Below are 26,621 nucleotides of genomic sequence, written 5' to 3'. Positions count from 1 at the left end.
AATCATGATGCTGTTGGCTAAATGTTAAACCATTTCTTACAAAACAGTTTGGACACTTTCAAGTGTATTAATGTTGATTACTTTGACTGTTTTGTCTATTTTGCGGATTAGACCAGCCAGAACGCTGCCAGAACCAATCTCAACAAAAGTATCTACACCATCTGCAATCAACCATTCAATACTGTCCTGCCAAAGCACAGGAGAATACACCTGACGAACAAGCAGTTCGCGAATTTCTTCGGGATCTGTTACCGGTGATGCAGTGACATTAACGATGACAGGCACATTTGGAGTATTGAAAGTTACTTTCTTCAACTCTTCTGCCAAACGATCCGCAGCAGCTCTCATCATAGAAGAGTGAAAAGGTCCACTTACTTCTAGCGGAATCGCACGCTTACCACCTGCTTCTTTAACACGCTGCACAACACCATTAACGCCTTCCTGAGACCCGGAAACAACGATCTGACCCGGACAATTGACGTTAGCCAGTTCTACAACACCACTTTCATCAGATACATTTTGGCATAATACAGCCAGTGCTTCACGTTCCGCACCAAGCACTGCCGCCATTGCACCTTGGCCCCCTGGAACAGCTTCTTCCATGAAACGGCCTCTTAAGCGTACAAGTGTTACAGCATCTTCATATGACAATACACCCGCTGCTACTAGCGCGCTGTATTCACCAAGGCTATGACCGGCAACATAATCAGGCTTCAAATCTTGTTCACGTAGAGCTTCAAGATAAGCAACGCTAGCTGTAAGAAGCGCAGGCTGCGTGTTCACAGTCTGTTTCAGCTCACTGTCCGGTCCTTCAAAAATCAGCTTGCTCAGTGGAAATCCGAGAACTTCATCCCCTTTCTCGAACACTGCTCGGCTGTTTGGAAGAGCATCATAAACATCCTTACCCATTCCAACTGCTTGCGCTCCCTGACCGGGAAAGACAAATGCAATTTTACCCATAAGTATGAACTCCTTCCCGTATAACGGTCTTAGCTTATTACCAAATCAATACAGATGCGCCCCAAGTTAAGCCACCGCCGAAACCAACCATCAGGACGGTGTCGCCTTCTTTCATACGTCCTTCTTCCGCAGCTTCAACAAGAGCTAACGGAATAGAGGCAGCCGAAGTATTGGCATACTTATCAACATTGATCACACATTTCTCTGGTGGCAAATCAAGACGCTGCATAGCGGATTGAATGATACGAATATTCGCTTGATGCGGTACGAACAAATCAATATCTTCTTTACCCAGACCAGCTTTAGTAAGCACACGTTCTGTAGCCGAGCCCATCACACGAACTGCAAACTTAAAGACTTCTCGGCCATTCATATAAATGAAATGTTTCTTATCTTCAACGGTTTGCTGAGATGCAGGCAAACGTGAACCGCCGGCTTCTAACTTAAGCAAGTTCCCTCCAGAGCCTTCAGCACCTAGATCAAAGGATTGGAAACCACGACCTTCTGGAACCTCACCAATGATAACTGCACCTGCTCCATCACCGAACAAGACACAAGTATTACGATCCGTATAATCTGTGATGCGGGACAAAGTATCCGCACCTATAATAAGTGCATTATTGTACATTCCGTTCTGAATAAATCCAACCGCTGTCGCTAAGCTGTATACAAAACCAGAGCAGGCAGCCGACAAGTCAAACGCCGCAGCACCTTTAGCACCCAGTTTATCCTGCAAAATGCAAGCTGTAGAAGGAAAGGCACTGTCAGGTGTTACTGTTGCAATAATGATAAGATCCAAATCTTCGGCTTTCATTCCCGCGGAATCAAGCGCCTTTAGGGCTGCTTCATACGCTAGATCAGAAGTTGCCTCATGAGGCGCAGCAATATGTCTTTCACGGATGCCTGTCCGACTGACGATCCATTCATCGTTAGTCTCCACTATTTTTTCCAGATCACTATTTGTCAATATTTTCTCAGGTACATATTTCCCAGTTCCTATAATCCCAACCGGTCGTAACTGTCTCATCTCGTCACTCACTTCCCGCTAATTTCCTTGGATATACTTGGCACAAGCTCGGCTTGCAGAGCAATCCGCGCTTGTCTTACCGCATTTTTAACCGCATTTCCATCTGAAGATCCGTGCCCTTTCACTACCAATCCGCTAAGACCGAGCAGCGGTGCACCACCGTGCTCTTTGTAGTCCATTTTACCTTTTAGAGCTCTAAGCTCTGGCATCAGCATAGCCGCGCCAAGCTTAGTTTTCAGAGAACGACTAAATTGCTCCTTCAGCAAAGAGAACAATGCACCCGCTGTACCCTCTAGTGACTTCAGTAAAATGTTACCGGCAAATCCATCGCAGACAAGCACATCACAGTTCCCTGTAAGCACGTCACGTGCCTCAACATTACCGATAAAATGAATGCCTGGCAAGTTCTCAAGCAGTGGATAGGCTACTTTTGTCAGTTCATTGCCCTTTCCAGGCTCTGTTCCTACATTCAGAAGTCCGACTCTCGGCTTAGCAATACCATGCACTTTGTTTCGATAAATGGTTCCCATCAGTGCATATTGCACCAGATGTTCAGGCTTCGCATCCATGTTGGCACCAAGATCAAGCGCCAATACGCCAACATCGTCCAGCGTCGGAATCATAGGCGCCAGAGCAGGACGTTCAATCCCCTGCATCCGGCCAACTACGAGGAGTCCTGTAGTCATTAATGCACCCGTGTTGCCTGACGAAATCATAGCATCTGCTTCACCTTCGCGTACCATTCTTCCAGCTACAACCATGGATGAATCTTTTTTACGACGAACCGCCTTAACTGGCTCTTCATCAGAACCAATGACATCTCCTGCATGACGTATTGTCAGATTGGACGGTTTGTCCCTCAGCAGTGGCTCTAATCTGGCTTCGTCACCAACGAGCACAATCTGCGTATCTTTCCATTCCGCGGCCGCGGACAACGCCCCCTCGACATTACATTCAGGAGCGTTGTCCCCGCCCATGGCATCAATGGCGATCAGCACTATGGTTACCCCCTTCACTGTGTTCATCATTTGCGGACCGATACACTATAAAATGGCCCTGAAACACTAATTCTTCTCCGACATAAGTGAATACATCCACCTCCGCTTTGCCACCCCTACCAGCGAGTGACCGCACCTGTGCTTTGGCAATACACTTCTCACCTAGCTGAACTGTGCGTACAAAACGGATATCGGCTGAAGCGGTCAGAGCGATTTCATCGTTGATTACGGCAACCGCAAGTGAGTTCGCTTGAGCAAACACATAGTGGCCTCGAGCGATCCCATTTCTAGAGAAAACATGATCTTCGCGAATCTCAAATATCGAAATCCCACTCTTGTCCAGCTGTAGATCCACAATGTCTCCGATGACTTCATCCGCAGGCAAAGAGCGCACCTGATCATAGGAGTGCTCTGCCATTTGTTTCATTCGTTCACGCAGTTCCGGTATTCCCAGCTCCATCCGGTCTAACCGAATCGTCTGAATGCTAACTTTCAGCTGACGAGTCAGCTCCCGATCCGTTACAAAAGGATTGCCTGCGATTATATGTAGCAGCTGTTGCTGACGTTCTTTCTTGGACATCCGCTCGATTGCGGCTCACCTCCTGGCACGTGCCAAGCATAAACGCCTTCGGTATCCTTAAAAGGACGATAAACGTTTAAGCGAGAAATATAAGACAAAAAAGTATAGGTGTATAACTTATACTTTCTTATATTTTAAAGAAAGCATTCGGCCGCTTGATGGCCGCTGTTATATTAGGTCAAATAACCATATTCATTATTTAGAACCAGGTACTAATATGTAGTATAAAGCATGCCGCACCAAAAATAAAGCATTGACTTCTGGGCGGCTTATGTTTGGACAAGTATAAACGCTTCAGCGTCCCTAATAGACGGTAAGCGTTTGTGCGAAAAATACAAGGAATTTATAGAGGAGTGAAACTTATATAGTCTTATATTTCAAAAAAAATAGTACTTCACCAAGAGTGAAGTACTATTTATTCTAAAACTATTGTTTGATGATTTCTCTTGCTTTGTAAGTTCCGCAAACTTTACATACGTGGTGAGCCAATTTCAACTCTCCGCATTGTTCGCATTTCACCATGCCCGGCACAACCAACTTAAAGTGGGTGCGACGTTTGTCACGGCGTGTCTTAGACGTTCTACGTTGTGGTACTGCCATGTGTTCCACCTCCTCGTGATATTTCTGTCAGCCTGCTCCTCAGAGCAGGATGTGTTTTGTTGTAATGTTTCATTTGAAAAAGTCTTTCAACGCAGCGAGTCGAGGATCGATCACTGTGTTGTCGCAACTGCAGGTGCCTTCGTTCAAGTTCTGTCCGCATTTCTGACAAAGACCAAGACAGTCTGCCTTGCACAATACCGAATCCGGTAAGTGCAGTACGAAATTTTCTTCCACATATGGGATAAGATCCACAACCTCATCCTTGACGTAAATGAGTTCCTCATCTTCGTCATCATCTGGAAGAACTGGCTGCTTAAGCCACTTGAAAGTCTCAGCAAAAGGAATGTTCAAATCACTTTTGACCTCCGTGAGACAACGTGAACATAACATGTCCACATCTCCACTCAGTTTCCCCACCACGTTCACACAATCGGTTCCCGCGGGCAGCGCTTTAAGGTCCACTGAGAGCGGAGCAACAGCTAGAATATCCTTGCGCCCTTTGACTACCTCGCTGACATCCACAACATCGTGAATATGTAACGGTTCGTCGGCATTCGCTAATTTGCGAAAGTGAATCTGCATACTTATCACTCCCAAACAAACAAAATTTATTATACCTAGTATTATATACCTTTGTCAACCATTTTCCCTTTATATTGTTTCAGGAATTGGGGAGAATTATGATATAACTATTAGTGTAAATCAAAATGACAGCTTGTGCGAATAGAGTTTCAGGATATTTATCCTAGTAATCTCTACATGCATAAACACCTTTGGCGTTCTATAAGGACGAAAAGCGTTTAATCGTGAAATATAAGAGATAAAGGATAGGTGCATAATTTATACCTTCTTATATTTTAAATAATGGTTACTTATGGAGGGAAGCAGCAGTGACAACGGTTGGAATAGTAGCAGAATACAACCCATTACATAACGGTCATGTACACCACTTCACCGAAGCCAAAAGACTATCAGGTGCTGAGCGCGCCATCGTGGTCATGAGCGGACCCTTTACTCAGCGCGGCGAGCCGGCGGCGGTGAGCAAGCAAGCCCGGACAGAGATGGCGCTACGAATGGGCGCCGACCTCGTCATTGAGCTGCCGGTGGCTTATGCTGTACAGCCGGCAGAATGGTTCGCCTTCGGAGCAGTTGCACTGCTGGAAGCGACCGGGGTCGTGGACAGCTTGTGCTTCGGCTCCGAAGCCGGCACTTTGGGTTCGCTGCTTCCTCTGGCCAAGTATCTGGCAGAGGAAAGCAGCGAACTTCAGAGCGAGATCCGCCGCCGCATGGCGCTCGGAGCGAGCTTCCCCGCCGCGTACAGCGCAGCGGCGGCGGTGGCCTTTGAAGGGACTCTCCATGAAGAAGAGAGTCCCTTCGATGCTGGCAAGCTGCTGCGCCAGCCGAATAACAGCCTTGGCTTGCATTATCTCATTGCTTTGCAGCGGCTGAATAGCAAGATCGAGCCGCTAACCGTTCCGCGAACGGCAGCCGGATTCCATGACCCTTTGCAAGTCGACTCATCGATCGCAAGCGCCACTGCTATTCGAAAGCTATTACAAGAAGGTGGATCACCAGCAGCTTACATGCCGGAATATAGCGTGTCCATATTGGAAAGAGAGCATGCAGCCGGTAGAGGTCCTTTGGAATTAGAGCATTTCCGAGCCCCCCTCCGCCATCTGCTCTCTACACGTACCGCTACAGAGCTAAGAACAATCCAAGACATGAATGAAGGCTTGGAGAATAGAATCCTTCGTCTTATGCCCGAGCTGGAGCAATTCACTATTTCGGGTTTGCTTCAGGCCCTTAAGAGTAAGCGTTACACACATACACGACTGCAACGTCTGCTGCTGCACATTTTACTAAATCACACCAAGGAAGAAATGACCCCTTCTGTATTAGCAGAGGGGCCTGGATATATTCGAATCCTCGGATTTAGAGAAAGTGGACGAGCACTGCTTAAAGAGATGAAACAAAAAGCAACTTTACCCATCGTGATGCGGCCCTCACTTTACTCCCATCCACAACTTGAGCGAGACCTTCAAGCTGCGTCCGCTTTCGCTGGAGCTTTTCGAGAACCTCACAGAATCGATATGTATCGCGATTATTTGGAACCTCCGGTCATGGTTTGACCGGTAGTTCCTCCATATACTTCAGCGCTTCATCCAGTGTCGATACGGGTACCAGTTCCATAGTTGTGCCGATTTTATCAGCTTTCGCTTTGGCTTCGTCGTAATTCTTAACAGGTACGAAAAAAATCTCCGCCCCTTCACGATCCGCAGCCACGATCTTGTGTTTCACTCCACCGATAGCACCTACCACACCCTCAGCGTTAATCGTGCCCGTTCCTGCAACCCTATGACCTTTGGTTAGATCACCAGGTGTAAGACGATTGTAAATCTCCATAGTGAACATCAGTCCTGCTGAAGGTCCGCCAACATTTGTATCTACAAAGCTGACCGCTTTTCCTTGTTCTTTAGGTTTCACTTTCTGAACTGCGGCTATTGTCACTCCAAAACCAGGTCGAACTGCAGCACCTTCTTTATCTTTGATCTCGACCAGTGTCACTTGCTCCTTTACTTCTTTACCATTCCTCTGTAAAACAACAGCGACCTGATCACCGATTTTCTTGGCTGAAAGTAAAGCAGAAAGTGCTTCCGGATCCGGTACCTTCTGTCCTTCTACACTTATGATTCTGTCACCTGGATGGAATTGACCCTTATTACTTTCAACCGGAACCGAAAAAACATACAAATAATCTACTACATCCTCATACGGAATTCCTGCAGCATGATAAGCCGCCTGAACGGAGTAAGATTGGGAGCTGTTCATATAAAAAACCTGCTCCGCAGCATATTCGTCTTCAGACTTATCTCCCAGCCGGGTCTCTTTTCGAACAACCTCTGAATTGGAGTTAAAAACAGAGGCGACCAGTAACGCCACATTAGCGTAACTAGCAGATACCGTAGTCATCATAAAGGTTCCTTCTTCAGCCGGATCCGCATTCTCCACTTTAATCATAGGGGCAACCTCAGATGCACTACCCGGCTGATAGACAATGTACGGGGTGTTCATAAATACAAATACATACACGATAACTACAAACGTAAAGAGGTAAGCTGTGGCGCGGAATCCCGGCCGATGCTTCAACTGCTTCACTGCTCTTCCCTTCTTTCCCACGGCACATTTAGGATATGAATGTTTGAACTTCATTACCGCTTCGACTATTGGTTTGGCATGATGGTTGTCTACTCTGCATAAAGTGATAACACATCTGCTATGCCTTAAGTTATGAAGAGGTGATTCTAGAAATGAACAATATTAAAATACGCCGGCTAGCTAGTCGCTCCACACCTTTTCTATCCGGGGCGATTGCAATCCTGTTAGCCATTGCAATCATCATCTCACCAGAAAGCTCTTTCGAGGCTTCTCTTCAAGGATTAAAGCTCTGGTGGACACTCGTATTTCCTGCACTTCTACCCTTCCTTATGTTGTCTGAGATGCTGACTGCTTCGGGCTTCGTGCATGGCTTCGGAGTGCTCCTGGAACCATTGATGAAAAAGGTCTTCCGACTTCCCGGCGCGAGCGGCTGGACTTTGGCGCTTGGAATCACAACTGGATTCCCCGGCGGGGCCGGAGGTGTAATGCAGCTTCATAAGCAGGGCAGCATTTCGGACAAGGAAGCCGCTCGTCTTGCTTCCCTTACACATTTCGCCAGTCCAGTAACCCTGCTCATTGTGATTGGTGTAGCTTTCCTACATAGTCCTACCGCAGGCTACTTTCTACTTGCGATCCACTGGATTTCAGGACTTCTAGCCAGTTATACAGATGCACTGTTAAACGGCCGGATAGACAATCCGCAACCTTCTGTAAAAGAAAGTACGAATACTAAACGACCTTCTTTATATAGTCGTATCCAGCTTGCAGCCACTGAAGCCAGATCAAGAGATGGCCGAAGCTTCGGCAAACTTCTTGGGGAGTCGGTAGCTACTGCGGTGCAAAATTTGATGGTTGTGGGCGGTTATATGATTATGTTCGCCGTAGTCATCAATATCATTACTACTGTACTTCCTGCATTACCAGCTGCTCTACCAGCAGGCTTGCTGGAGGTTCATTTAGGAGCCGACGCCATAAGCAAAGGGCTCACGAGCATCGGAGCCGGATCAACAGGAGTATTAGGCTTGGCCTTACTTTCCGCTGCACTTGGCTGGAGCGGACTCTGCGCACAGCTGCAAGTACTGACACTGCTTAAAGAGGCAGGTGTCCGATTTCTCCCCTATGCTGCGGTTCGCTTGATGCATGGAGCTTATGCTTTTTTATTGACACTACTACTATGGAAACCACTATTGACTGTAGGAACTGCTGTTTTGCCTGCTCTTGCAGATTCACAATCCACACCAAACAGAACCATTAATGTAACAGCCATATGGAGCTCTTTTCCACAACTGCTTAGTCTGCAATCACTTTTACTCCTCATCCTGCTAGCATTATCCGCAGCGATATATCTTGTTAGTGCTTTTCGCCATCGACCCGATTAAATTTAAGCTTCATAGCTTGTTCCACTTCAGGGGTCACAAAGTCAGATACATTACCTCCGAAATGGGCAATTTCTTTTACAACACTGGAACTTAAGTAGGAATATTTCGGATTAGTCATCATAAAAATCGTTTCCGCATCCGGATCCAGACTATGGTTGATGGATGCATTTTGCAGTTCATATTCAAAGTCAGTTACGGTACGAATACCACGAACAATGACTTGAGCATCTTTTTGACGAACATAATTAACTAGCAGATCCCTAAAGCTGTCGATTTCCACATTAGGAATGTCAGCTGTCGCCTGTCTTAAAAGCGCTGTTCGCTCTTCTACAGTAAATAACGGGTTCTTACTCAAATTATTAAGCACCGTTACAATTAAACGGTCGAACTGCTTGGATGCGCGCCGGATAATATCCATATGTCCCATAGTCACGGGATCAAAGGTGCCTGGATAGATGGCAACACGCTCTTTTCTAATTTGCAGACTCATTCTCTACCTCCTCACCAGTCTCGCCGTCCACTGAAGGATTAGCTTCATACTGATAAATAGAAATTGTCGTTTCTCCGTATACGGCTTGGCGCAGCCTATAAAATCCTGGGATATCCTCAGGATAGGCATAATTTGATTCATGCTCCAGTACTATGATTGCGTCCTCTTGCAGCATTCCTTTTTCTACCATAGACAGCATCAGCTCATCTCCGTGCTTCAATCGGTAAGGAGGGTCTAAAAAGACTAAATCAAAAACACGTCCCCGCTTCTCCAACGCACTGAGCGCTCTTCCTGCTTCATTTCGGTACACTTGCGCCTTTGCCTCAAGATTAGTCGCTTTCAAATTGGCACGAATGGTGTCAATACTTTTAGGCTCCATATCTACAAATACGGCACTTTCCATTCCTCTGCTTAAAGCTTCGATACCCAGACCACCTGTACCTGCGAATAAATCCAGCACCGCTCCACCTTCGAAATATGGACCGATCATACTGAATACAGCTTCCTTCACCTTGTCGGTTGTAGGTCTTGTTCCACTTCCTGGCACACTTTTTAGTGGTCTTCCTTTTGCACTTCCCGATACCACTCTCACCGTCAATCACCCGCTCTATGTCTCTGTTTGTTATACCCAAAAGGGCATAAGTCCACGCCTATCGTAACACATTTGCGCACTGAAATAAAAAGTTTGTCTAGTTATGAAAAATGGAACAATCAGAGACGATTCCGATAAATAAGTCGTCATTATGTATAAGACTGGTCTTACAGGGACATCATGTAATTATCGACACCACAAATGTCGTAGACAACCGCGGAGCAGGCTTACGTTTCCCCATAAGCTCTTCGTCCGGTTTCTCCTCTCCCATGAAAGGGGCCCTAGAGATAGGGCCCCGAATTTATGTTTAAATACATTTAAAAGTTATTATTGTATATAAAACAATACAAAATCACTAGTTTCGTATAACAAGAAAGAAGTACTCACAGTGGCTCGTTGGGAAAATTTTGTATCGGATGACATCCCCGCTATTGCAGATGCTTATTGGCACAACGCCTCCTTCGACTAAGTAACAACTCAAAAAAGCCCCGTTGCCATTTAAGGTTACCGAGGCTTTTTCATAATCCCTAACTATGGATATTTCGCTGTACTACCGAGCGATCAATTATATATTTCACTAAATTTCCGATACTCGCGTAACCTTATACCTTGACATATCCTTCTCCAAATCAATTCTAATTATTTTCGTTTGATTATCTTTAATAAGATTCCCCTCAACAGTAAGATTTCTGCCATTTATTTCGCAAACTTTTTTAGGAGAAAAAACCCAATCCGAACCAAAACGCTCTGATATAGAGCCATTGATTTCTTCAAACAGGATGGATAATGTGTAAGTTCGTATGTCTTTTTCTGAATCTTCAACATGATCTCCTGGTACAGCTGAACAAATTTGGCCCGCACTGACAGCAAGTAAAAATGTCGACAGAATCATTATTGATTTTATTTTGAATTTCAATTTGTTCACCTCTTCCTTATCTATAATAGATATTATGAGGTTGAAATCATAAACCATTCCTTATATAGTTACGCTTCCGTTGTGGATAAATCTAAAAAATCTTCTCAGCATTCTATATCTTCATCCGTGCTTAATTCATCATCAATTTGCCTTTGTCTTTTCTTATTTATATTCCGTAACACTAGGTGTACAAGAAAATAAACCATTGTAAAAGTAACAAAGGTTAAAATAATACTCCATACATTTCTTTCTCCCGCCAACACTATAAGCAATGAAACACAAATCCCGCCTGAAATAATGCTGTTTATAAGCAGCTTTTTATTGGTGTGACTTCGGGAATCCCAAATATCAACCCCAACAGATAAGTGCCGTATAGTTATATATATTCCAATACCAATCAAACAGAAAAACTCGACTGCAAATTGCGCAAACGGAGCATTCATTATGAATTGTTGAATCAGAATTGAAATAAGCAAACAATAAATTAGTATTTGATAAGCATCACTTTGAATTTTCCTTCTTTGAGATACAATTCGTTCATCATTAACTTTGCTGGTTTTCATTATTATCCCTCCTTATACTCCGAATTATAATATATTTATTACATAATGCAATTTATATATTGCATTTAAATGTGAATAAAAACCAAACATACACAAATAAGTTTGCTAATGGAGATATAACACAAAAGGACCGCCTTTCGGCAGTCCTTTGACAGACACTTACTCTATAAATTTCCCAACGAACCCTGTAACTACGCTCTCATATTTAACCGGGTCCATACGGAAAGCTTCACCGTGACCCGCTTTAGGAACGATATATAGCTCCTTCTCCACCGGACTATTCTCATACAAAGTATGTACCATCTCCGTAGGAACGAAGGTATCACTATCACCATGAATAAACAGTGTCGGGGTTACGGATTTCTTCACCTGTTCTAATGCTGAGGCTTCATTAAAGGAATAGCCTGCGCGAATTTTTGTCAGCATACTGGTCGTGTCCACAATCGGGAACGCCGGTAAATGGTACATTCTCTTCAGCTGGAACGTAAGCTCGTCTTTCACAGATGTATAACCACAATCCTCTACAATTGCCTTCACATTAGGTGGCAGCTCTTCCCCACTTGTCATCATGACCGTAGCTCCCCCCATGGAAACACCATGAAGCACCACTTGTGTCTTCTCACCATTCGCTTCCAAGACTCGCTGAATCCACTTTAAATAATCCTTGCGCTCAGGCCAGCCGAACCCGATGTAATTACCACCGCTGTCTCCATGTCCTCTAGCATCTGGCAGTAAAATATTATATCCCAGTCTTTCATAGTACATTCTGGCATATCCACTCATCTGAGTCGCATTTCCAGCATAACCATGCGCAATGATTACCGTCTTATCAGATTGCACAGGAGCTGCTAAGTAGTACCCCTTAAGATGAATCCCGTCATCAGAATCCATCTCCCACCTGTCGAAGTGCTGGTTGTTCCACCACTCTTTATCTGCTTGTGAAGTATCTTTAGATTGTTCCACTTCCGGACTTGATTGCAGATCTGGACTCTCATCTAAAAAGTCCTTTGAGGCACGTGCAATGGCGACATGATAGAAATAAAAGCTTCCAACCGTTACGATAATGATTAACACTACAATAATGGAAGAAATCCCGATCAGCATTTTATTCTTCAAAACTATCTCTCCTAAATAATATTTAACAGTATTCATTTATGTTATCAAACTAAGATAACATGTATATTTGAATCTTCAAAATCCTAGTTTTGTAAACCTATGTACTTCAATCCACTTTTAATTGTTAATTCATCTAGATAAATCGGTATAACACCATTAAAAAGTCTGCTTCCAGCATGAATGCCAGAAGCAGACTTTTTATATCTCTAGAATATGCATGCGCTCGTAATAATTACTAACAAGATAAATAATACTAAGATTGCGCCAGTACTAGTAAAAGCACCACCGACATGACCAAATTCAGCTCCCATGTGAAGACCTCCTCCGTATTGTAGAATACACCACAGGATATGTGTTAACCCCCTTGGAAGATTGGGCGAACGGCAAAAAATATAACCCCGCCAACTGCGCGAGGTTAGTGTAAAAATTTCTAATCAGATACTAAAATACCGTCAAAGCTTTCTGGACCCACACGGACTGTGCCGAGAAGATTAGAAGAAACAAATGCTGTATAAGTGAGTTGAGGTGTGATTGCTGGTAAGAAGTCCGCTGCCGAGAAGGTTATTACTTGCGGGGCCAGTATACTAAGACCAAAAGTTGAAGTAGCAGAATATACTTTAGGATCCGTTGGTAAAGTTCCTCTTACAATCGTAATTGTGATACCTACCAATGCCAGTGGAAGAGTAACGGAAATTGTCCCTTTAAGCAGCACACGTGGGTTCGTAGTCACTCCTGCGGTTAACAAACCAATTTGTCCAAACAACTGTGGCGTGTTTATTACCGTAATCGGAATAGCTATCGAATTGGCGAGACTGGCATTTTGTGATGTTCTAGCGTCAAGATAAGTTCCCATATTTACACCTCCTTTTTTTTTCATACTATAATATATTAGTCATCTTGATAGAATGCGTAGTCATTTTACCAGTGAGAAAGGATTGATTTTCAAAAAAATGAATACGACTAAATCATTTATCATCTGTTTTCGTACCATCCCTTTTGTTAAAAGCAAGCTCAAATAACCCCGTCGCCGAAAGCCCTGCTAGCCCCCCAGCCCATAGTCGCAGAATAAGGTTCATATCAGTGAACGGATAAGCAACTGCTCCAACCAGCAAGCCAATAGCTAATCCAACAACCGGTACAATATTGCGCGGAAGTTTCACGCTATTCTTCACAAGTTGTACAAGTGCCATTACGAAAACAGCCAGCACGGAAGCAAAGGCAAGCACACTGTTGAGAGCATCATTATACATGGTTTTTAACCCTCCTTATTTCATTTTCCACTACCAGGAACAAGTAAGCCTGCACGGTTCAACACTGTTATTATGCGATAGAAGTCATAACTCCCACCTGACGGTGTATCTAGCAGCTCTGCAGCACTCGCTGCCTTTACTGCCGCTTCAGCCCATGGGGGTACATTCATCACTGCTCGACCTTCAATTAGAGTCACTCGATCCGAAAGCTTAGTAATCGATTGACCTTGCTCCTGCACACCTGTTTTTAGCGTATCCTTGCTATCCGTAAGACTCACTATAAGCGCACGCAATTCTTTTATTTCTGTTTCCAGACTAACCAGCTTTTGTTTATCCTCTGCCGACATTTCGTCATCACCTTCCTTGGCTTCTTCATCATATTTATACAGATTGTAAGTATTCATGATTTGGATTAGCTTTGCTGCATAGTTTGGGTCGGTAGCATAGCCAGCGGCAGCAATCTCTTGTGCGGCAACCTTGCCACTTGCACCAAGCACTTTGCTGTAAAGGTTACGATTCCACGAAACACCATTCACAATCAACGCGGAATGATCCGCGACAGATTCTCCCCAGTTGTTATAGGCCCGAAAAGGAGCTTCTACTTTAACAGCCTTACCATTAACATATTCAGTAGTTTGCACAGTAATACTACCAGCTGGTCCGCTGCCTTTGATTCCAAACAAATTGTTGGCCTTAACAGTCAACCCGCTGCTGCCCCAGCCTGATTCTAGCGCAGCTTGAGCTATCGTTAGCGATGCTGGAACCTTACTAATCTGCATGTCCTTTTCAGCAAAATTTGCGATCTTCGCAATAAACTCTGTCTCCGTCATTTCATCACTTCCTCTCCTTTTATTAAATGCTGAGCATAATGAAATGCTTGTGCATATCCCTACTAATAGAGCGTCATTGCTAGATTCCATTCAAAATAAACGTCAAAACACGCGCTCAAAGAGCGCGTGCGTATTTGATAATTCGAATATGACATAAGTAGCTGAAAAGAAATAAATGAAGCATGCAACTCGCATAGGGCTATTAGTCCTGCTCACAGGAGAAATTTATTTCTCGTAGATTCATAATATGTAATTATAAGTAAAATTATCTTGAAGTTTCATTAAAACTAGCGTAACATATAGTATTAATTGACTATATAGGAGGGTCTAATAGACTATGCCTTCATATTATTTTAGAGAACTATGGACACCCTTGCGCTGGGTGGGCATTAAGTTTTTCCGTGATGACGAAGGTTTTCTTTGGATTAAATGGTGGGCTAAGCCCAGAAAACGACTGCGTTAACTGTTAAGAAAGTAAATATACATAAGAAGTTTCATACAATGTGCATATGTATTTCTTGATAACAAACTAAAGGGGCATCAACCGCTACAACATTAGCAGCTGATGCCCCTATTCCTAGTTTCCTACCTTAGCTCCAAAAGAACGTGCTAACAGTACGGCCTGATCTATATCCATACGAACTCCTTGTAGATCCAAACTTTTTAAATCAATCCCCTCAACAATAGCGTCCCGTAGGTCAGCCCCTTTAAGCTTGCATTGAGATAACTGTACACGGCTCAAATCAGCCCCTCGAAGATCACTTTTTTGCAAATTACAGCCCATTAGATCAGCTTCAGTAAATCGAATTCCGCGCAGATCCTGTCTGCTAAGATTAGTATGTCTAAGGTTCGTGTAAGACCAGTCCCCGCCGATAAGTGTGATCCCGTCCATATAAGCATTTGAGAAATCAGATCCTACCATTTTACAATCTTCAAATTTCGATACGAACAGATTCGCACCAGTGAACTTACAGTTAGTAAAAGCTGAACCTTTATGGTGTGATGCATTGAGCATGGCTCCAGTAAAATCGCAATCTATAAATCGGCAACCGATGGAAGTCATTTCTTCCATAGAGCTTCCCTTGAAGGAACACTGCTCAAATGTACAGTTATTTAGTTCCCCGTCCTGCAGACTTCCTTGGTCAAAATTGTGTTTTTGGAACGTTTCATTAAGGTATTGGTACATGTTGAGTCTCATCACCTTCATTAGGATTAAATAAATTTATTCTTATTAAAAATAGCACTTTAGTAGATTGTTCTCAACAATCTCTTTCGATATAATTGCAAATAAACGATATGGAGGGAAATTATGGATGTGTCCAGCAGGAAAGAACCATTCCGCTATGTAATGAACCAGCCGCTTGAATGCTGGATTGAAGTTCCAACAAGTAGTATTGGTCCGGGTGCCGGAAAGTTAACAGAAGCCGTGTTGCTTGATCTTAGCCGATCTGGCTGCAAAGTGCGTACCCCTCTAAATCTTCGATTTACAGCAGGCGATACAAAGCTAGTGATTCATCTTCAATTAAACGAAGAAAAGCTTCAACTCGTGGGCAGCGTTCGTTGGGGCTGGATGTTTGGACTCGGCCAGTACCAATACGGAGTTAAGCTTAGATTGAGAGAAGACGAAGAAGAACGGTTGCTAAAAGAACTTGAAATATGGACAGCCTCTCTAAATGATGTAGAGGGTCTGTAGAATTTTACATAACAGATGCCCTTCTCATGGAAAGGCGTCTTTTTTTTGCACAAAAACGAAGACAAAGCTGAAGCGCTCTGCCTTCGTTCTAAAAATCTATACGAGTTAGACTTCTATAACTCCACTCTTTTCTTAACGAGTTTAACAATAGCAAATACTAGAATCACAATAATCATCGCTTCGAACAGGGTAGGAAGTAAACCAAGAACATACTGAGAGGTCTCAATATTATTTAATTTAGCAGCCTCATCCGTCACTTCAAATCGAAAGGCTCTTTCCAAAGTGATATTTTTATGATCGAACATCGATGTTTCTAATAAAGAAATTATATACTGTATTACAAAAAAAACAGCTATCCCAATCCATACTCTTCCTTTCACTCTCACACTCATTGCAACGGTCATGGAGAACATCACGAGTAACATAGAGTAGGCGGAAGCCCAAAAGACTATCAGCACTGTATAGGCGGAAATCAACCAAAATTTTTCCGGCAAAAACGAAGTTGAAAACATCATAATATCAACTGCTAAATGAATATAAGCAACTAGAAATAAACAGAGTAACGAACCTAAGAACAGCATTATCGGTGAGAGAACGGTGTACAGGACTGGTACTGGCACAAGCCTACGATTGAATAATCTCAGGTTCTGACCGAAGGTGCGCAGACTAAAAAAGAGAAGCACTACACCTGCTACAGCATAGGAAGTGACGTTCATCATGAACATCTCTTGATCTGAACGAACAGTAAATCCTATCACAAGCTGCACAAGAATGGTGATAACAAAAACAGCAAGAAACTTATCCCTATCCCGTCTAAAATCATACTTCACTAGCTTTAGCATTCTGCGTACACCTCTCTGAACATTTCGTCTATGCTTTTGCCATGGCGAAGCCGGATATCCTCTACCGCCGTATGCATCACAATTTCTCCCTCTTTAATAAAAATCACATCATCAAAGATCCGCTCAATATCGGATACTAAATGAGTTGATAAGAGTATGGTGCTGTCCTCCTCATAAAACTCTACTAACGCGTTAAGAATTTTAGTTCTAGCTACTGGATCTACTCCACCGATTGGCTCATCCAGTAAATAAAGGCTAGCTCGGCGTGATAAGGCAAGTGTAAGCTGTAAACGTTCATTCATTCCTTTGGATAGATCCTTTACCTTATCTTTACTTCTTAGCTTCATAAACTCCAACATTCGTGAAGCCTTCGTCTGATCAAAATCCGGATAGAAATCACTTTGGAACTTCAGAGCATCTGTAACACTCATCCAGGATTCTGTTAGCGGCTTATCCGGCATAAATGACACTACTGCTTTACTGTCTACGCCTACAGAACCCCCGATAATGGATACACGACCAGAGGTAGGCTGTGTAAGTCCTGCGATGATTTTCATTAGTGTGCTTTTGCCGCTGCCGTTACTGCCTAGCAGTCCCGTGATCTTACCCGCACTCAGATTAAAGGATACACCGCGAAGAGCATGCTTTGATCTATATTTTTTAGTAACGTCATGAACCTCAAGTATATTTTCCAACTTGCTTATCCCCCTATTCTTCATCCTTGTCTCGGATACTCTCCGCTACTGCCGCTAAAATATCTTCACCTTGAAAACCAAGATCCTGCATACCACGAATGAAACGATCCAGCACATCTTTTGCCATTTCTTTTTTTATGGTCAAAATAGTTCCTTCATTACTAGTGACGTATCTTCCCATTCCACGCCGGGTCTCCACGATTTCTTCACGCTCCAGTTCCTGAAAGGTTCTTTGTACCGTATTCGGATTAATTTGTAACTCACTGGCAAGTTCACGGACCGAGAGAATTTTATCTCCTGGCTTCAGCTTACCTGTGACGATTTCACCTTTGATGTAATTCATGATCTGGATATAAATCGGCAGGTTGTTATCGAATTCGATTGTCATATTTAAGCAACATCCCTTCGTCTAAAGACGGAAAAGCCTATAAGTAGAAAGACAACTGAGTATAAGACTAGCATTACAATGGAAAAGGTCAGCGTCATTCCAGGCATAGGTGCTCCTCCACCTTCATAAGCAGCTAAATTCAGGTTAGGGAATAATACATATTTATAGAACTCACGGAAAATGATCAATTTATCTATCATCAGCATAAACATTGTAACCCCGATGGTTACGCCCGTTGATGTCGTCAGTATTCCAATCATAAAAGCAAGGGTTGAATATACAACTGTACTTACAGAGTTATACATTAAACTAGTTAGCATCTCACGAATACCAGCCTCACCACCACTAAAGCCAAACCATAAAGCACCTGCTGCAAAAACCGCAAGCATACCGACAAGTGCCACTGAGAACGCGTAAATCAGCACAACAACATATTTGGAAGCAAGTATTGCTGTACGGCTTCTCGCACGGATTAGAAGAAATTTGATAGTGCCCTGACTATATTCTTTTGAGACAACACCCGCTGTTCCGATGATTGCAAGAATGGTTATAACTTGCCCAATCCCTTGAGAAAGCAACATTGCGGATGAGAACTCATACGCTGATCCGAACATGTCGGGTGACACGGAATGTACAATGTAACCTAATAGTAGGGACAATAAGATTAATATTAAATAGGGTACGAAAAACGTACGTTTCTTCGAGAGCTTGAGCCATTCATTAACCACCAAATGATTAAAACTACGCAATTCGGTTCCCTCCAGTCCATTTCAAGAAATCTTCCTCTAAGCTTTGTTTATTCTCCGTAATTCGGAAAATGCCTACCCCTTTATCACTAAAAGCAGAGACTAGCTCCGGCACTCTACTGTCATGCAGACTTATCGTCACCTCAGAACGAGCATTATCCATAGTTAATAGTTCTGCGTATTCTAACCTACCCAAGAGAATTATTGCTGATTCAACAGAGGCTACGCGAATCGTTAGCTTCACTTCTGCTGTAGCTTCCTGCTCCCCACCAATCGCTGTAACGGTCACCAGCTTGCCGTTCTGAATCACGATGGCTCGGTGACAAATTTGTTCAATTTCAGTCAGTAAGTGGCTGGATATTAGAATTGAAATCCCTTCAACCTCAGCAATCTTACGCATATAATCACGCATTTCTCGTATGCCTGCTGGGTCAAGACCGTTCGTAGGTTCATCTAGAATCAATAACTTTGGTCGGTTCAGTAACGCCTGAGCAATCCCAAGACGTTGACGCATACCCAGCGAATAGGCCTTCACTTTCTTATTCATTGCTTCCTGTAGTCCTACCAATTCCACAACCTCTTCGATTCTACCAGTGTCAATATTATCTGTCATTCTCTGGTATTGCTTTAGATTATCAAGCCCTGTCATATACGGATAGAACTCTGGATTTTCAATAATCGCTCCAATGTGGCCAATGGCTTTGTTAAAATCACTCTTTACACTGTGACCTTGAATGATCACATCACCTTCACTCATCCGTATTAATCCCGTCATCATCCGAATCGTCGTTGTTTTACCCGCACCATTTGGACCCAGTAGACCGACTATTTCTCCCTTACGGATATCAAATGTCAGCTTATCCACAATGGATTTCCCTTTTATGATCTTGCTTACCCCGTTCATTTGCAGCACGATTGAATCTTGCATCTGTTCGTTACTCCCTGGATTCATAATAATCCTCCCTGCTATCTTTTTATTATTGATGATTTCATTTTATTGTGTCGGTGTTATAGTTTAATAGTACACTAATGCAATGTTGATGTAAAGCCCAAAATTATGAATTTTCAAAAAGAAGGGCTTTCTATTAGACTATCTGCCAAACCAAAAATTGAAATGAACATAGATTAGATAGCAAAGGAGGAATGACAAATGAAAAAAGAAGTTCATGTATCTCAGACTTTCCCGCGCTTGACCGTGTACGATGAAGAAAACTTTAGAGGGAGCAGCACTATTTTTACCGGGAACCTTGGCATTCGTAATACGGACAACATTTTAGATGGTATCGAGAGTCTTCGATTCTTCTCTACTAGCAGCAATGCAACGTTGGTATTGTTCACTAGAACTCGGTTTAGAGGAAACTTCCGCGTGCTCCGTGGAAACCGCAGTATTCGTGATTTGGACGACTTCATTTCCGGCAATGATGTGGAATCCATTATTTCAAGCAATCAAAGATTAACACTCGAGCAAATCCGCAATATCCGCAGCAGCGGTAACTTGCCTTCGGGATATCGCTTGATCTAACATTTCCATTCAACAAGAAAGGAGCAATCTGGAGCTAGAGCCCAGGTTACTCCTTTTTCCCAAGTTATCTTCTGAGGTCATATAGTTAGTGGATTTACCTGCTAAGTCAATCCAACAAAGAGAGATAAAAAATGGTAACCATAAAAGCAGCGTCTATAGTCTATCCCAGATTAAGAGTATATAGTGAGGAGAACTTTCGTGGGCTCCGCAGAACCTATCGCGGAAACCTGGGCATTGCAGATATTGATGCAGTCCTTACTGGAATAGAAAGCTTACGCTTTTTCTCCACGAATCCGAACGCTACGCTTGTGCTGTTCGATCGTTCTCGCTTCCGTGACAATTTCGTAATTCTGCGTGGTAACCGCAGCATTCGCGAACTGGATGACTTTCTCCGTAGAGGAGATGTCGAATCGCTCATTTCAAGCAATCAGCGGCTGACTCCGGCGCAGGTTCGCGCCATACAACGAACTGGTAGCTTGCCTTCAGGATATCGTTTGATCTAATCACTTGAGGATGCAGTTTAAGCTATAAGCTTAAGATGCGTCCTCAATTATTTTCCGCTATAATGACTCCATACATATTAATAGAAAGAAGGTAACTTTATGGAACCAATTGTTTCTACCCGATGGCTGCTTGCTCGGTTATACGAACCTGAACTGGTTATAGTCGATTGTCGTTTTTTACTTACGGATCCGGAAGCTGGGCGTAAAGCCTATACGGAAGATCATATTCCCGGCGCAATCTATTTGCATCTAGAAGAACAACTCTCCGCTCCAGTAGGCGCACACGGTGGACGCCACCCCCTACCAGAAATCTCGAAGCTAACCACCGTTCTTAGCAAGGTTGGCATTAACAGAGAAAGTATTGTTGTAGCTTATGATGATCAAGGCGGTGCCTACGCTTCCCGTCTGTGGTGGATGCTTAAATATTTGGGGCATGAACGTGTGTTTGTAATGGATGAAGGCTACTCTGCTTGGAAAAAAGCATCCTTCCCCGTCAGTGATCATCAAGCGGTTCGTATTCCGAGCCAGTATGAAGCAGATGTTCAGAAGGACATGCTTGTTAGTATGGAAGATGTGCAGAATGTGGTTAAACACGGTGACGGTGGCGCAATGTTAATCGACTCCCGTGAAGCTCGTCGTTATCAAGGGCTTGAAGAACCTATTGATCCGAAGGCAGGTCATATTCCTGGGGCGATCAATAAGTTCTGGAAAGATGTTCTTGATGAGCAAGGACGCTGGAAATCAACCGAGGTGCTGAAAAAGCATTATGAGGGTATTGATCCTGAGCAAGAGATTATCGTGTACTGCGGTTCAGGTGTAAGTGCCTGCCCGAATGTGCTCGCGCTCGGAAAAGCTGGGTATAGGAATGTGAAATTGTATGCAGGAAGTTGGAGCGACTGGATTTCGTATGAGGAGAACCCAGTGGCTACTGGAGAAGAATAGAATAAAGAATCTGCGGCGCAGATTCTTGTGATTCCCTGGAGAGTAGAGGCCTGATTTACCATACTCTGGAAATATATTGTGTTCGGTTTTTCACGAATATTTGGCTCGTTTATGGTACTGGTGGCACATTGTATTCGATTTTTCGCATACATTTGGCTCGTTCAGCTTGCCGGCGGCACATTGTGTTCGGTTTTTCGCATACATTTGGCTCATTTACCTACCGCCGGCACTTTGTGTTCGGTTTTTCGCATACATTTGGCTCGTTTACCTACCATCGGCACATTGTATTCGGTTTTTCGCATACATTTGGCTCGTTTATCTACCGTCGGCACATTGTATTCGGTTTTTCGCATACATGTGGCTCGTTTACCTACCGCCGGCACTTTGTGTTCGGTTCTTCGCATACTTTTGGCTCTTTCAGCTTGCCGACGGCACATTGTATTCGATTTTTCGCATACATTTGGCTCGTTCAGCTTGCCGGCTGCACATTGTGTTCGGTTTTTCGCACACATTTGGTTCGTTTACCTACCGTCGGCACTTTGTGTTCGGTTTTTCGCATACATTTGGCTCATTGACGTTACTGGCGACACATTGTATTCGGTTTTTCGCATACATTTGACTCATTTCGTTACCGGTGGCACATTGTATTCGATTTTCCATTCACATTCTCACGATGGCCTTCATCTTCAAACCAAATCTGGACTTTGTAGCGTACCAATATATTCATAGTAAGTGATCCGCTGAGATGAACCTCTTGCCACCGGGCGAAATTTACCTTTATCCACCAGCTGACGGCAGTATTTAATGATCGTCATCGTGTGCAATTCCAGCTCTCTTGCGGCATCAGCCGGGCGAAGGACACGATGGTGCCGAATGGCTGCCCGCATCAGATCGCGCTCGATTCTGGAATAGGCTCTCTCAGCGGTTGTCTTCGCAGACTTGTCTGTTAACAAATAAGAAAAGAGAATGTTCCGCAGCGTGGAGAGAATGAAGGATGGATTTTCTTTTAGCTCATCCAGCGAGATATAGAGCACCGTGCAGTCTTGAGACTGTAGAAAAAGCCCGCGGTTCAAGTCCATCCGGTATTTGCTACGATCCGTTCCATGTGAGCCATAGTCCATGATCTCAAATGCAATACGCGAGGCTCCGATCTCCCACAAAATATCCACAAAATAAGATCTGCCGCGCCAGTCCTTAACTTCATATTCTGGGTGCAATCCTTGAAAATGTCCGGCTAGAGGCCACCACACCCTCTCGACAAACAAGCGGTTTCCGTAACCATGACCGCGTTTAAGTGCATCGAGCCGCTCTCCCTTCCTTTGTCTAAGATGATTACATAACCATTCATTATGCTCCCTCTCGAAACCCATTACTTATCCCTCGCTCTGCAACGAAATATGTTTCTAATCATACAAAACCCCGCCTCTATTCCACAAGGAAAGGAGACGGGGCATTCTTTGCCTCGTTTGGTTTTATATATACATAGTGTGCCACATTATCCATAGAATGCACAATAAGAATTCGGCAGGATCATTCAAAACAATTAATAATTTCACTATTCATACATTTTCATATCGCATATTTCATCTTATCCACCTTCGGGTTTACTTTTCATTTTCATCAGCTGGCCGCCCGAGGGTATTATCGCTGGAGGAGACTGGAGAAGGCCGGATATACGGATATACAACGGTATGCAGTAAGTTAAGTGATTGGGTTTCGGGTTTCGAATGGGGATTACGGTTGCTCTCGAGGAAGATTAGAGTTAAAAGCACGTGCATGATATCTGATTAAACGATTATATGTAAGAGAAGCAACTGTCAGCATACTGGAGTATCCGGCCGCACTTCTGCGAAATGGACCGCTGAGGACTCCCGTTCCATTCTGAGTAGTGCTCACCCTATCTGAGGACGGTTGGTCCGCGTTGGGTTCGACCAGGGTTTTCTGTATAATGGTAAACGTTACGTCGGATGTGATGTTAAATGCACGAAATGCCAAGTAAACAAAGTCCATCTGGCGTTTGAAACCATGAATCGGAAAGGATGAAGTAAATTGAGTTATACAGAACTGCTGGAACGGAAGAGCGAAATCTTGAAGAAAACGGTCGAGAACTGGGTTTTGAAAGAAAATCGCGACGGACTGAACCTTCAAGAGGCTCATATTTACCAGAACATACTCAAGGAATTTCATCAGAACGAACATGAATTGAATGGGGTACGAGATGAGGAAGCAGTTAAGCGTCAGGACAACGGATCCACGGAAAAAGAAGACGCTGTAACAGCTCGCAAACATGCGGCGCAAACGGCTTGATCTCAGAGGACGTACGCGTAAGAATATGAGAGGCTGCCCGGGAATTTTGGGCAGCTTTTTACGTACAATCCGTTCGCCGCCGGCCTCCGAAGCAAACGCTCTAAAATCCAAATGTTCGTATAATCCAGCAACCTGAGGATATCGCTCTATGACGCTAACATTGTCTGTGCCAAGTAAACCATTGGAGTACAGAGCCAGCTCCTGTGCGTCACGACTGCCCGAATGTGCTGCCGGCACTGGAGTTGGCCCTATACCTTACACTGGAGTTTCTCAGATGGGTTCGAAATCAACAGTAGTTTGTACTGTTAAGGTTACAGTTCAGCACATACTTATCTATTCTAGTAGGTATTATCGCCTGATGAAACTACCAGCCTTCTGGACAATCCTTCCTCTAGTTGTATATAGTGTATAACGGAAGTGGCACTTAGTTAGCAAGGTACTAGGAGGAGAAATACGAAATGGCAAATATATTGGTAGTAGAAGATGAACGAGCGATCAATGATTTAATTACAATGAATCTCAAGCTGGTTGGTCATACATATAGCAAGGCTTACCGTGGAGCGGAGGTTTTCGAAATTCTGGAACGTGAAAAGACAGATTTGATTCTGCTGGATGTTATGCTTCCGGAGCTGGATGGTTTTGAGGTGATGCAACGGATTGCACATATGCAGGTTCCAGTGATTTTGATCACCGCCAAGAATTCTTTGGCTGACCGCATTAAAGGCTTCGAGCTGGGCGCGGATGATTATATCATTAAACCTTTTGAAATCCTTGAATTGCTGGCAAGAATCAATGTAGTCCTGCGCAGGGGTGAAAAAGGCACATCCAGCTTCATTTGCGATAATGTTGAGGTGCGTTACCTGGAACGGCAAGTTTTAGTAGATCAGACACCGGTTGATTTGACCGTTAGGGAATTCGAGCTGCTTGAGGTATTAATTCGTAACCGGAATATTGCATTGTCGAGAGAAAAGCTGCTGGAATTGGCATGGGGCTATGATTTTGAAGGCGACACCCGCACCGTGGATGTCCACATCCGTCAGCTACGTAAAAAGTTGGGTTGGGAAGAACGGATCAAAACCATTTTCAAGCTAGGCTACCGCCTGGAAGTTCAGAGCTGATCATGAGATTCTGGCATAAGATTCTGCTGTCGGTACTCGCTCTCTTTATTGCCGCTCTGGATGTAAGTGTCATTATGGTGATGAAAAAAAGCTGGCAGCTAAACATGGACAGTGAAATGCAGAGAGCATCCAGTGAACAATTGTTAATCGCCAACAATATTTATGAGAACCTTAATTCTATCCAAGCGCGGGGAACAGCATTGACCCCTATTCTACTAGTCAGCGTCTCTGAGTCCTATGGCGATTACTACCGTAAGCAGGGAATCTATTTGCAGCTATGGGAGAATGACCGAATCATTTACCCTCCCCAAAAAGGACAGTTCGGGAAATCTATTTTTGGAAAAGGCGCTCAGCCTGAATCCTCAGACGAACGCTCTATTCAGCTCTCCACTCAGCTTCCTGCTCCTTACCAGCATTTGCTGCTTGTCTATCAGCGTGATATCAGCGAGCTCTTCAACAAGCAACAGGAACTGAACCGCTTTTTTATAATGATTAATTGGATCGTAGGCCCCGTTCTGCTGCTGCTTCTTTATCTTCTAATCCGGCATCTAAGCAAACCGCTAAAGCTCCTGTCAGAGACCAGTAAAACGATCGCCGAAGGCGACTATACGAAACGGGTGCAGCTTCGCAGCAAAGATGAATTTGGTGAGCTGGCCCTGAACTTCAACCGGATGGCGGAGGCCGTGGAGCAGAGGGTTACCGAACTCTCGGACATGGCTGAAGAGAAACAAAGGATGGTGGATAATTTGGCTCACGAGTTGCGTACGCCTCTGACCAGCATGCAGGGGTTCGCCGAGTTTCTGACCACGGCCAATATTGGACAGGAAGAACAGCAAACTGCGGGTGGCTATATTCTTAGTGAAACCCTTCGTCTCAAAAATCTGGCCTTCAAGTTGCTGGATTTATCTGTCCTCCGACATCAACCGTTGGCACTTCAGCAGGTGGATATTTCAGAACTATTTCAAGCTATCCAACAGACGGAGCACCCAAAATTGACGGATGCTGGCATAAGATTTCATATCCAACATACGATTTCAAATGTCTGGGGAGATCCCGATTTACTTGCTTCATTATTGGTAAATCTGGTTGAGAATGCGATTCACGCCTCCAAGCAAGGCAGCGAAATCCACATGCTGGCCTATGAGCTGGATGGAGAAGCTGTGCTAGAAATCCGTGATACGGGAACCGGAATCACAACAGAGATGGCTAAACGTGTGTTTGAACCGTTCTACCGGGGAGATCAGGCTCGTTCACGTGAATATGGCGGCGCAGGCCTAGGATTATCCCTATGTCGGCAAATTGCTGAAGCGCATAATGCTAGACTGTCCTTAAACTCTGTCCTCGGCGAGGGAACTAGCATCAGACTCTTTTTACAACTCTATAACAACTGCCCTCCTACTCCATAACA

General features: G+C 44.0%; 32 protein-coding genes. 9 read left to right on the top strand and 23 right to left on the bottom strand.

Annotated features, from left to right (window positions below):
- Positions 1-36 precede the first annotated feature (36 nt).
- The 6 genes from fabD to ACDZ28_RS22330 all read right to left on the bottom strand — a co-directional run bounded on the left by fabD (position 37) and on the right by ACDZ28_RS22330 (position 4,747).
- A complete protein-coding gene (fabD, locus tag ACDZ28_RS22355) occupies positions 37-960 on the bottom strand; it encodes an ACP S-malonyltransferase (protein ID WP_042127215.1) in 924 nt (307 codons plus the stop codon).
- A gap of 37 nt (positions 961-997) precedes the next feature.
- Positions 998-1,987, bottom strand: a complete 990-nt coding sequence (locus ACDZ28_RS22350; RefSeq protein WP_139328492.1) for a beta-ketoacyl-ACP synthase III — start codon at positions 1,985-1,987, stop codon at positions 998-1,000.
- 8 nt (positions 1,988-1,995) lie between these two features.
- The gene (plsX, locus tag ACDZ28_RS22345) at positions 1,996-2,985 is read right to left on the bottom strand and encodes a phosphate acyltransferase PlsX (RefSeq protein ID WP_042127211.1); all 990 of its coding nucleotides are present in this window, start codon (positions 2,983-2,985) and stop codon (positions 1,996-1,998) included.
- Positions 2,969-3,565, bottom strand: a complete 597-nt coding sequence (gene fapR / locus ACDZ28_RS22340) for a transcription factor FapR (RefSeq protein ID WP_042127208.1) — start codon at positions 3,563-3,565, stop codon at positions 2,969-2,971. Before fapR ends, plsX begins: the two co-directional genes overlap by 17 nt.
- A 426-nt stretch (positions 3,566-3,991) precedes the next feature.
- Positions 3,992-4,165, bottom strand: coding sequence for a 50S ribosomal protein L32 (gene rpmF, locus ACDZ28_RS22335; RefSeq protein WP_019911234.1), 174 nt, complete (start codon positions 4,163-4,165; stop codon positions 3,992-3,994).
- Between the two features lie 69 nt (positions 4,166-4,234).
- Complete coding sequence (locus ACDZ28_RS22330; protein ID WP_042127204.1) at positions 4,235-4,747, bottom strand: DUF177 domain-containing protein; 513 nt, start codon at positions 4,745-4,747, stop codon at positions 4,235-4,237.
- Between the two features lie 308 nt (positions 4,748-5,055).
- Here ACDZ28_RS22330 and ACDZ28_RS22325 point away from each other — a divergent pair, with 308 nt between their 5' ends.
- A complete protein-coding gene (locus ACDZ28_RS22325; protein WP_375102778.1) occupies positions 5,056-6,294 on the top strand; it encodes a nucleotidyltransferase in 1,239 nt (412 codons plus the stop codon).
- On the opposite strand, the gene ACDZ28_RS22320 is transcribed toward ACDZ28_RS22325, so the two are convergent.
- The gene (locus ACDZ28_RS22320; RefSeq protein ID WP_375102777.1) at positions 6,284-7,321 is read right to left on the bottom strand and encodes a SepM family pheromone-processing serine protease; all 1,038 of its coding nucleotides are present in this window, start codon (positions 7,319-7,321) and stop codon (positions 6,284-6,286) included. The genes ACDZ28_RS22325 and ACDZ28_RS22320 overlap by 11 nt on opposite strands.
- A gap of 152 nt (positions 7,322-7,473) precedes the next feature.
- Between ACDZ28_RS22320 and ACDZ28_RS22315 the strand changes: the two genes are divergently transcribed.
- On the top strand, positions 7,474-8,700 hold the full coding sequence (locus ACDZ28_RS22315) for a nucleoside recognition domain-containing protein (protein WP_042127200.1): 1,227 nt from the start codon (positions 7,474-7,476) through the stop codon (positions 8,698-8,700).
- On the opposite strand, the gene coaD is transcribed toward ACDZ28_RS22315, so the two are convergent.
- From coaD to ACDZ28_RS22265, 10 genes are all read right to left on the bottom strand, one after another.
- The gene (gene coaD / locus ACDZ28_RS22310; protein ID WP_042127198.1) at positions 8,672-9,190 is read right to left on the bottom strand and encodes a pantetheine-phosphate adenylyltransferase; all 519 of its coding nucleotides are present in this window, start codon (positions 9,188-9,190) and stop codon (positions 8,672-8,674) included. The two genes, ACDZ28_RS22315 and coaD, sit on opposite strands and share 29 nt — an antisense overlap.
- Complete coding sequence (gene rsmD / locus ACDZ28_RS22305; RefSeq protein WP_042127196.1) at positions 9,174-9,782, bottom strand: 16S rRNA (guanine(966)-N(2))-methyltransferase RsmD; 609 nt, start codon at positions 9,780-9,782, stop codon at positions 9,174-9,176. Before rsmD ends, coaD begins: the two co-directional genes overlap by 17 nt.
- Positions 9,783-10,359: 577 nt before the next feature.
- A complete protein-coding gene (locus ACDZ28_RS22300; RefSeq protein ID WP_076118270.1) occupies positions 10,360-10,698 on the bottom strand; it encodes a hypothetical protein in 339 nt (112 codons plus the stop codon).
- Positions 10,699-10,802: 104 nt separating this feature from the next.
- Positions 10,803-11,261, bottom strand: a complete 459-nt coding sequence (locus ACDZ28_RS22295) for a DUF6773 family protein (RefSeq protein ID WP_042127192.1) — start codon at positions 11,259-11,261, stop codon at positions 10,803-10,805.
- Between the two features lie 159 nt (positions 11,262-11,420).
- Positions 11,421-12,377 (bottom strand): alpha/beta hydrolase, encoded by a 957-nt coding sequence (locus ACDZ28_RS22290; RefSeq protein ID WP_231574178.1) that lies wholly within the window; start codon positions 12,375-12,377, stop codon positions 11,421-11,423.
- Between the two features lie 206 nt (positions 12,378-12,583).
- The gene (locus ACDZ28_RS22285) at positions 12,584-12,688 is read right to left on the bottom strand and encodes a sporulation protein YjcZ (protein WP_081389784.1); all 105 of its coding nucleotides are present in this window, start codon (positions 12,686-12,688) and stop codon (positions 12,584-12,586) included.
- 119 nt (positions 12,689-12,807) lie between these two features.
- Positions 12,808-13,230, bottom strand: coding sequence for a hypothetical protein (locus tag ACDZ28_RS22280; protein WP_042127190.1), 423 nt, complete (start codon positions 13,228-13,230; stop codon positions 12,808-12,810).
- A gap of 112 nt (positions 13,231-13,342) precedes the next feature.
- On the bottom strand, positions 13,343-13,627 hold the full coding sequence (locus ACDZ28_RS22275) for a holin (RefSeq protein WP_042127188.1): 285 nt from the start codon (positions 13,625-13,627) through the stop codon (positions 13,343-13,345).
- Between the two features lie 20 nt (positions 13,628-13,647).
- Positions 13,648-14,457, bottom strand: coding sequence for a glycoside hydrolase family 73 protein (locus ACDZ28_RS22270; protein WP_042127186.1), 810 nt, complete (start codon positions 14,455-14,457; stop codon positions 13,648-13,650).
- A 577-nt stretch (positions 14,458-15,034) separates the two neighbouring features.
- Positions 15,035-15,643, bottom strand: coding sequence for a pentapeptide repeat-containing protein (locus tag ACDZ28_RS22265; protein ID WP_042127185.1), 609 nt, complete (start codon positions 15,641-15,643; stop codon positions 15,035-15,037).
- Between the two features lie 123 nt (positions 15,644-15,766).
- Between ACDZ28_RS22265 and ACDZ28_RS22260 the strand changes: the two genes are divergently transcribed.
- Positions 15,767-16,150, top strand: a complete 384-nt coding sequence (locus tag ACDZ28_RS22260; protein WP_076118264.1) for a PilZ domain-containing protein — start codon at positions 15,767-15,769, stop codon at positions 16,148-16,150.
- 113 nt (positions 16,151-16,263) lie between these two features.
- Here ACDZ28_RS22260 and ACDZ28_RS22255 read toward each other — a convergent pair whose 3' ends face one another.
- The 5 genes from ACDZ28_RS22255 to ACDZ28_RS22235 are packed head-to-tail and all read right to left on the bottom strand — an operon-like array spanning position 16,264 to position 19,773.
- The gene (locus tag ACDZ28_RS22255; protein WP_339290811.1) at positions 16,264-16,992 is read right to left on the bottom strand and encodes a hypothetical protein; all 729 of its coding nucleotides are present in this window, start codon (positions 16,990-16,992) and stop codon (positions 16,264-16,266) included.
- On the bottom strand, positions 16,986-17,687 hold the full coding sequence (locus ACDZ28_RS22250) for an ABC transporter ATP-binding protein (RefSeq protein ID WP_170880260.1): 702 nt from the start codon (positions 17,685-17,687) through the stop codon (positions 16,986-16,988). Before ACDZ28_RS22250 ends, ACDZ28_RS22255 begins: the two co-directional genes overlap by 7 nt.
- Positions 17,688-17,700: 13 nt before the next feature.
- The gene (locus tag ACDZ28_RS22245) at positions 17,701-18,075 is read right to left on the bottom strand and encodes a GntR family transcriptional regulator (protein WP_339290809.1); all 375 of its coding nucleotides are present in this window, start codon (positions 18,073-18,075) and stop codon (positions 17,701-17,703) included.
- A gap of 2 nt (positions 18,076-18,077) precedes the next feature.
- Positions 18,078-18,824: an ABC transporter permease gene (locus tag ACDZ28_RS22240; protein ID WP_375102776.1), complete on the bottom strand. Its 747-nt coding sequence runs from the start codon at positions 18,822-18,824 to the stop codon at positions 18,078-18,080.
- Complete coding sequence (locus ACDZ28_RS22235; RefSeq protein WP_375102775.1) at positions 18,817-19,773, bottom strand: ABC transporter ATP-binding protein; 957 nt, start codon at positions 19,771-19,773, stop codon at positions 18,817-18,819. The genes ACDZ28_RS22240 and ACDZ28_RS22235 overlap by 8 nt, the downstream gene beginning before the upstream one ends.
- A gap of 198 nt (positions 19,774-19,971) precedes the next feature.
- Here ACDZ28_RS22235 and ACDZ28_RS22230 point away from each other — a divergent pair, with 198 nt between their 5' ends.
- The 3 genes from ACDZ28_RS22230 to ACDZ28_RS22220 all read left to right on the top strand — a co-directional run bounded on the left by ACDZ28_RS22230 (position 19,972) and on the right by ACDZ28_RS22220 (position 21,788).
- Positions 19,972-20,343: a hypothetical protein gene (locus tag ACDZ28_RS22230; protein ID WP_042127173.1), complete on the top strand. Its 372-nt coding sequence runs from the start codon at positions 19,972-19,974 to the stop codon at positions 20,341-20,343.
- Between the two features lie 131 nt (positions 20,344-20,474).
- Positions 20,475-20,846, top strand: a complete 372-nt coding sequence (locus ACDZ28_RS22225) for a hypothetical protein (RefSeq protein WP_042127171.1) — start codon at positions 20,475-20,477, stop codon at positions 20,844-20,846.
- 99 nt (positions 20,847-20,945) lie between these two features.
- Entirely contained in the window at positions 20,946-21,788 is an 843-nt protein-coding gene (locus ACDZ28_RS22220) for a sulfurtransferase (protein ID WP_339290803.1), read from the top strand.
- Between the two features lie 686 nt (positions 21,789-22,474).
- On the opposite strand, the gene ACDZ28_RS22215 is transcribed toward ACDZ28_RS22220, so the two are convergent.
- The gene (locus tag ACDZ28_RS22215; protein WP_375102774.1) at positions 22,475-23,158 is read right to left on the bottom strand and encodes a hypothetical protein; all 684 of its coding nucleotides are present in this window, start codon (positions 23,156-23,158) and stop codon (positions 22,475-22,477) included.
- A gap of 679 nt (positions 23,159-23,837) precedes the next feature.
- Here ACDZ28_RS22215 and ACDZ28_RS22210 point away from each other — a divergent pair.
- The 3 genes from ACDZ28_RS22210 (at position 23,838) to ACDZ28_RS22200 (ending at position 26,619) form a co-directional block, all read left to right on the top strand.
- The gene (locus ACDZ28_RS22210) at positions 23,838-24,095 is read left to right on the top strand and encodes a hypothetical protein (protein ID WP_076118249.1); all 258 of its coding nucleotides are present in this window, start codon (positions 23,838-23,840) and stop codon (positions 24,093-24,095) included.
- Between the two features lie 458 nt (positions 24,096-24,553).
- Entirely contained in the window at positions 24,554-25,213 is a 660-nt protein-coding gene (locus ACDZ28_RS22205; RefSeq protein ID WP_042127161.1) for a response regulator transcription factor, read from the top strand.
- Positions 25,214-25,215: 2 nt separating this feature from the next.
- Positions 25,216-26,619: a HAMP domain-containing sensor histidine kinase gene (locus tag ACDZ28_RS22200; RefSeq protein ID WP_339290798.1), complete on the top strand. Its 1,404-nt coding sequence runs from the start codon at positions 25,216-25,218 to the stop codon at positions 26,617-26,619.
- Positions 26,620-26,621 lie beyond the last annotated feature (2 nt).

The organism is Paenibacillus sp. RS8, assembly GCF_041956825.1.
Classification (GTDB): Bacteria; Bacillota; Bacilli; order Paenibacillales; family Paenibacillaceae; genus Paenibacillus_AQ.
The sequence above is the reverse complement of the archived record's forward strand: the minus strand, read 5'-3'. Positions and strand labels throughout refer to the sequence as shown.

Bases quoted from the DNA above. Each gene is read 5' to 3' on its own strand.
- ACDZ28_RS22215 (WP_375102774.1), bottom strand. From the start codon at position 23,158: ATGGGTTTCGAGAGGGAGCATAATGAATGGTTATGTAATCATCTTAGA.
- ACDZ28_RS22285 (WP_081389784.1), bottom strand. From the start codon at position 12,688: ATGGGAGCTGAATTTGGTCATGTCGGTGGTGCTTTTACTAGTACTGGC.
- ACDZ28_RS22245 (WP_339290809.1), bottom strand. From the start codon at position 18,075: ATGACAATCGAATTCGATAACAACCTGCCGATTTATATCCAGATCATG.
- ACDZ28_RS22230 (WP_042127173.1), top strand. From the start codon at position 19,972: ATGAAAAAAGAAGTTCATGTATCTCAGACTTTCCCGCGCTTGACCGTG.
- ACDZ28_RS22350 (WP_139328492.1), bottom strand. From the start codon at position 1,987: ATGAGACAGTTACGACCGGTTGGGATTATAGGAACTGGGAAATATGTA.
- coaD (WP_042127198.1), bottom strand. From the start codon at position 9,190: ATGAGTCTGCAAATTAGAAAAGAGCGTGTTGCCATCTATCCAGGCACC.
- ACDZ28_RS22330 (WP_042127204.1), bottom strand. From the start codon at position 4,747: ATGCAGATTCACTTTCGCAAATTAGCGAATGCCGACGAACCGTTACAT.
- ACDZ28_RS22315 (WP_042127200.1), top strand. From the start codon at position 7,474: ATGAACAATATTAAAATACGCCGGCTAGCTAGTCGCTCCACACCTTTT.
- ACDZ28_RS22260 (WP_076118264.1), top strand. From the start codon at position 15,767: ATGGATGTGTCCAGCAGGAAAGAACCATTCCGCTATGTAATGAACCAG.
- ACDZ28_RS22200 (WP_339290798.1), top strand. From the start codon at position 25,216: ATGAGATTCTGGCATAAGATTCTGCTGTCGGTACTCGCTCTCTTTATT.
- ACDZ28_RS22265 (WP_042127185.1), bottom strand. From the start codon at position 15,643: ATGTACCAATACCTTAATGAAACGTTCCAAAAACACAATTTTGACCAA.
- ACDZ28_RS22220 (WP_339290803.1), top strand. From the start codon at position 20,946: ATGGAACCAATTGTTTCTACCCGATGGCTGCTTGCTCGGTTATACGAA.
- rpmF (WP_019911234.1), bottom strand. From the start codon at position 4,165: ATGGCAGTACCACAACGTAGAACGTCTAAGACACGCCGTGACAAACGT.
- ACDZ28_RS22270 (WP_042127186.1), bottom strand. From the start codon at position 14,457: ATGACGGAGACAGAGTTTATTGCGAAGATCGCAAATTTTGCTGAAAAG.
- ACDZ28_RS22225 (WP_042127171.1), top strand. From the start codon at position 20,475: ATGGTAACCATAAAAGCAGCGTCTATAGTCTATCCCAGATTAAGAGTA.
- ACDZ28_RS22205 (WP_042127161.1), top strand. From the start codon at position 24,554: ATGGCAAATATATTGGTAGTAGAAGATGAACGAGCGATCAATGATTTA.
- ACDZ28_RS22280 (WP_042127190.1), bottom strand. From the start codon at position 13,230: ATGGGAACTTATCTTGACGCTAGAACATCACAAAATGCCAGTCTCGCC.
- fapR (WP_042127208.1), bottom strand. From the start codon at position 3,565: ATGTCCAAGAAAGAACGTCAGCAACAGCTGCTACATATAATCGCAGGC.
- ACDZ28_RS22295 (WP_042127192.1), bottom strand. From the start codon at position 11,261: ATGAAAACCAGCAAAGTTAATGATGAACGAATTGTATCTCAAAGAAGG.
- ACDZ28_RS22275 (WP_042127188.1), bottom strand. From the start codon at position 13,627: ATGTATAATGATGCTCTCAACAGTGTGCTTGCCTTTGCTTCCGTGCTG.
- ACDZ28_RS22235 (WP_375102775.1), bottom strand. From the start codon at position 19,773: ATGAATCCAGGGAGTAACGAACAGATGCAAGATTCAATCGTGCTGCAA.
- fabD (WP_042127215.1), bottom strand. From the start codon at position 960: ATGGGTAAAATTGCATTTGTCTTTCCCGGTCAGGGAGCGCAAGCAGTT.
- ACDZ28_RS22255 (WP_339290811.1), bottom strand. From the start codon at position 16,992: ATGCTAAAGCTAGTGAAGTATGATTTTAGACGGGATAGGGATAAGTTT.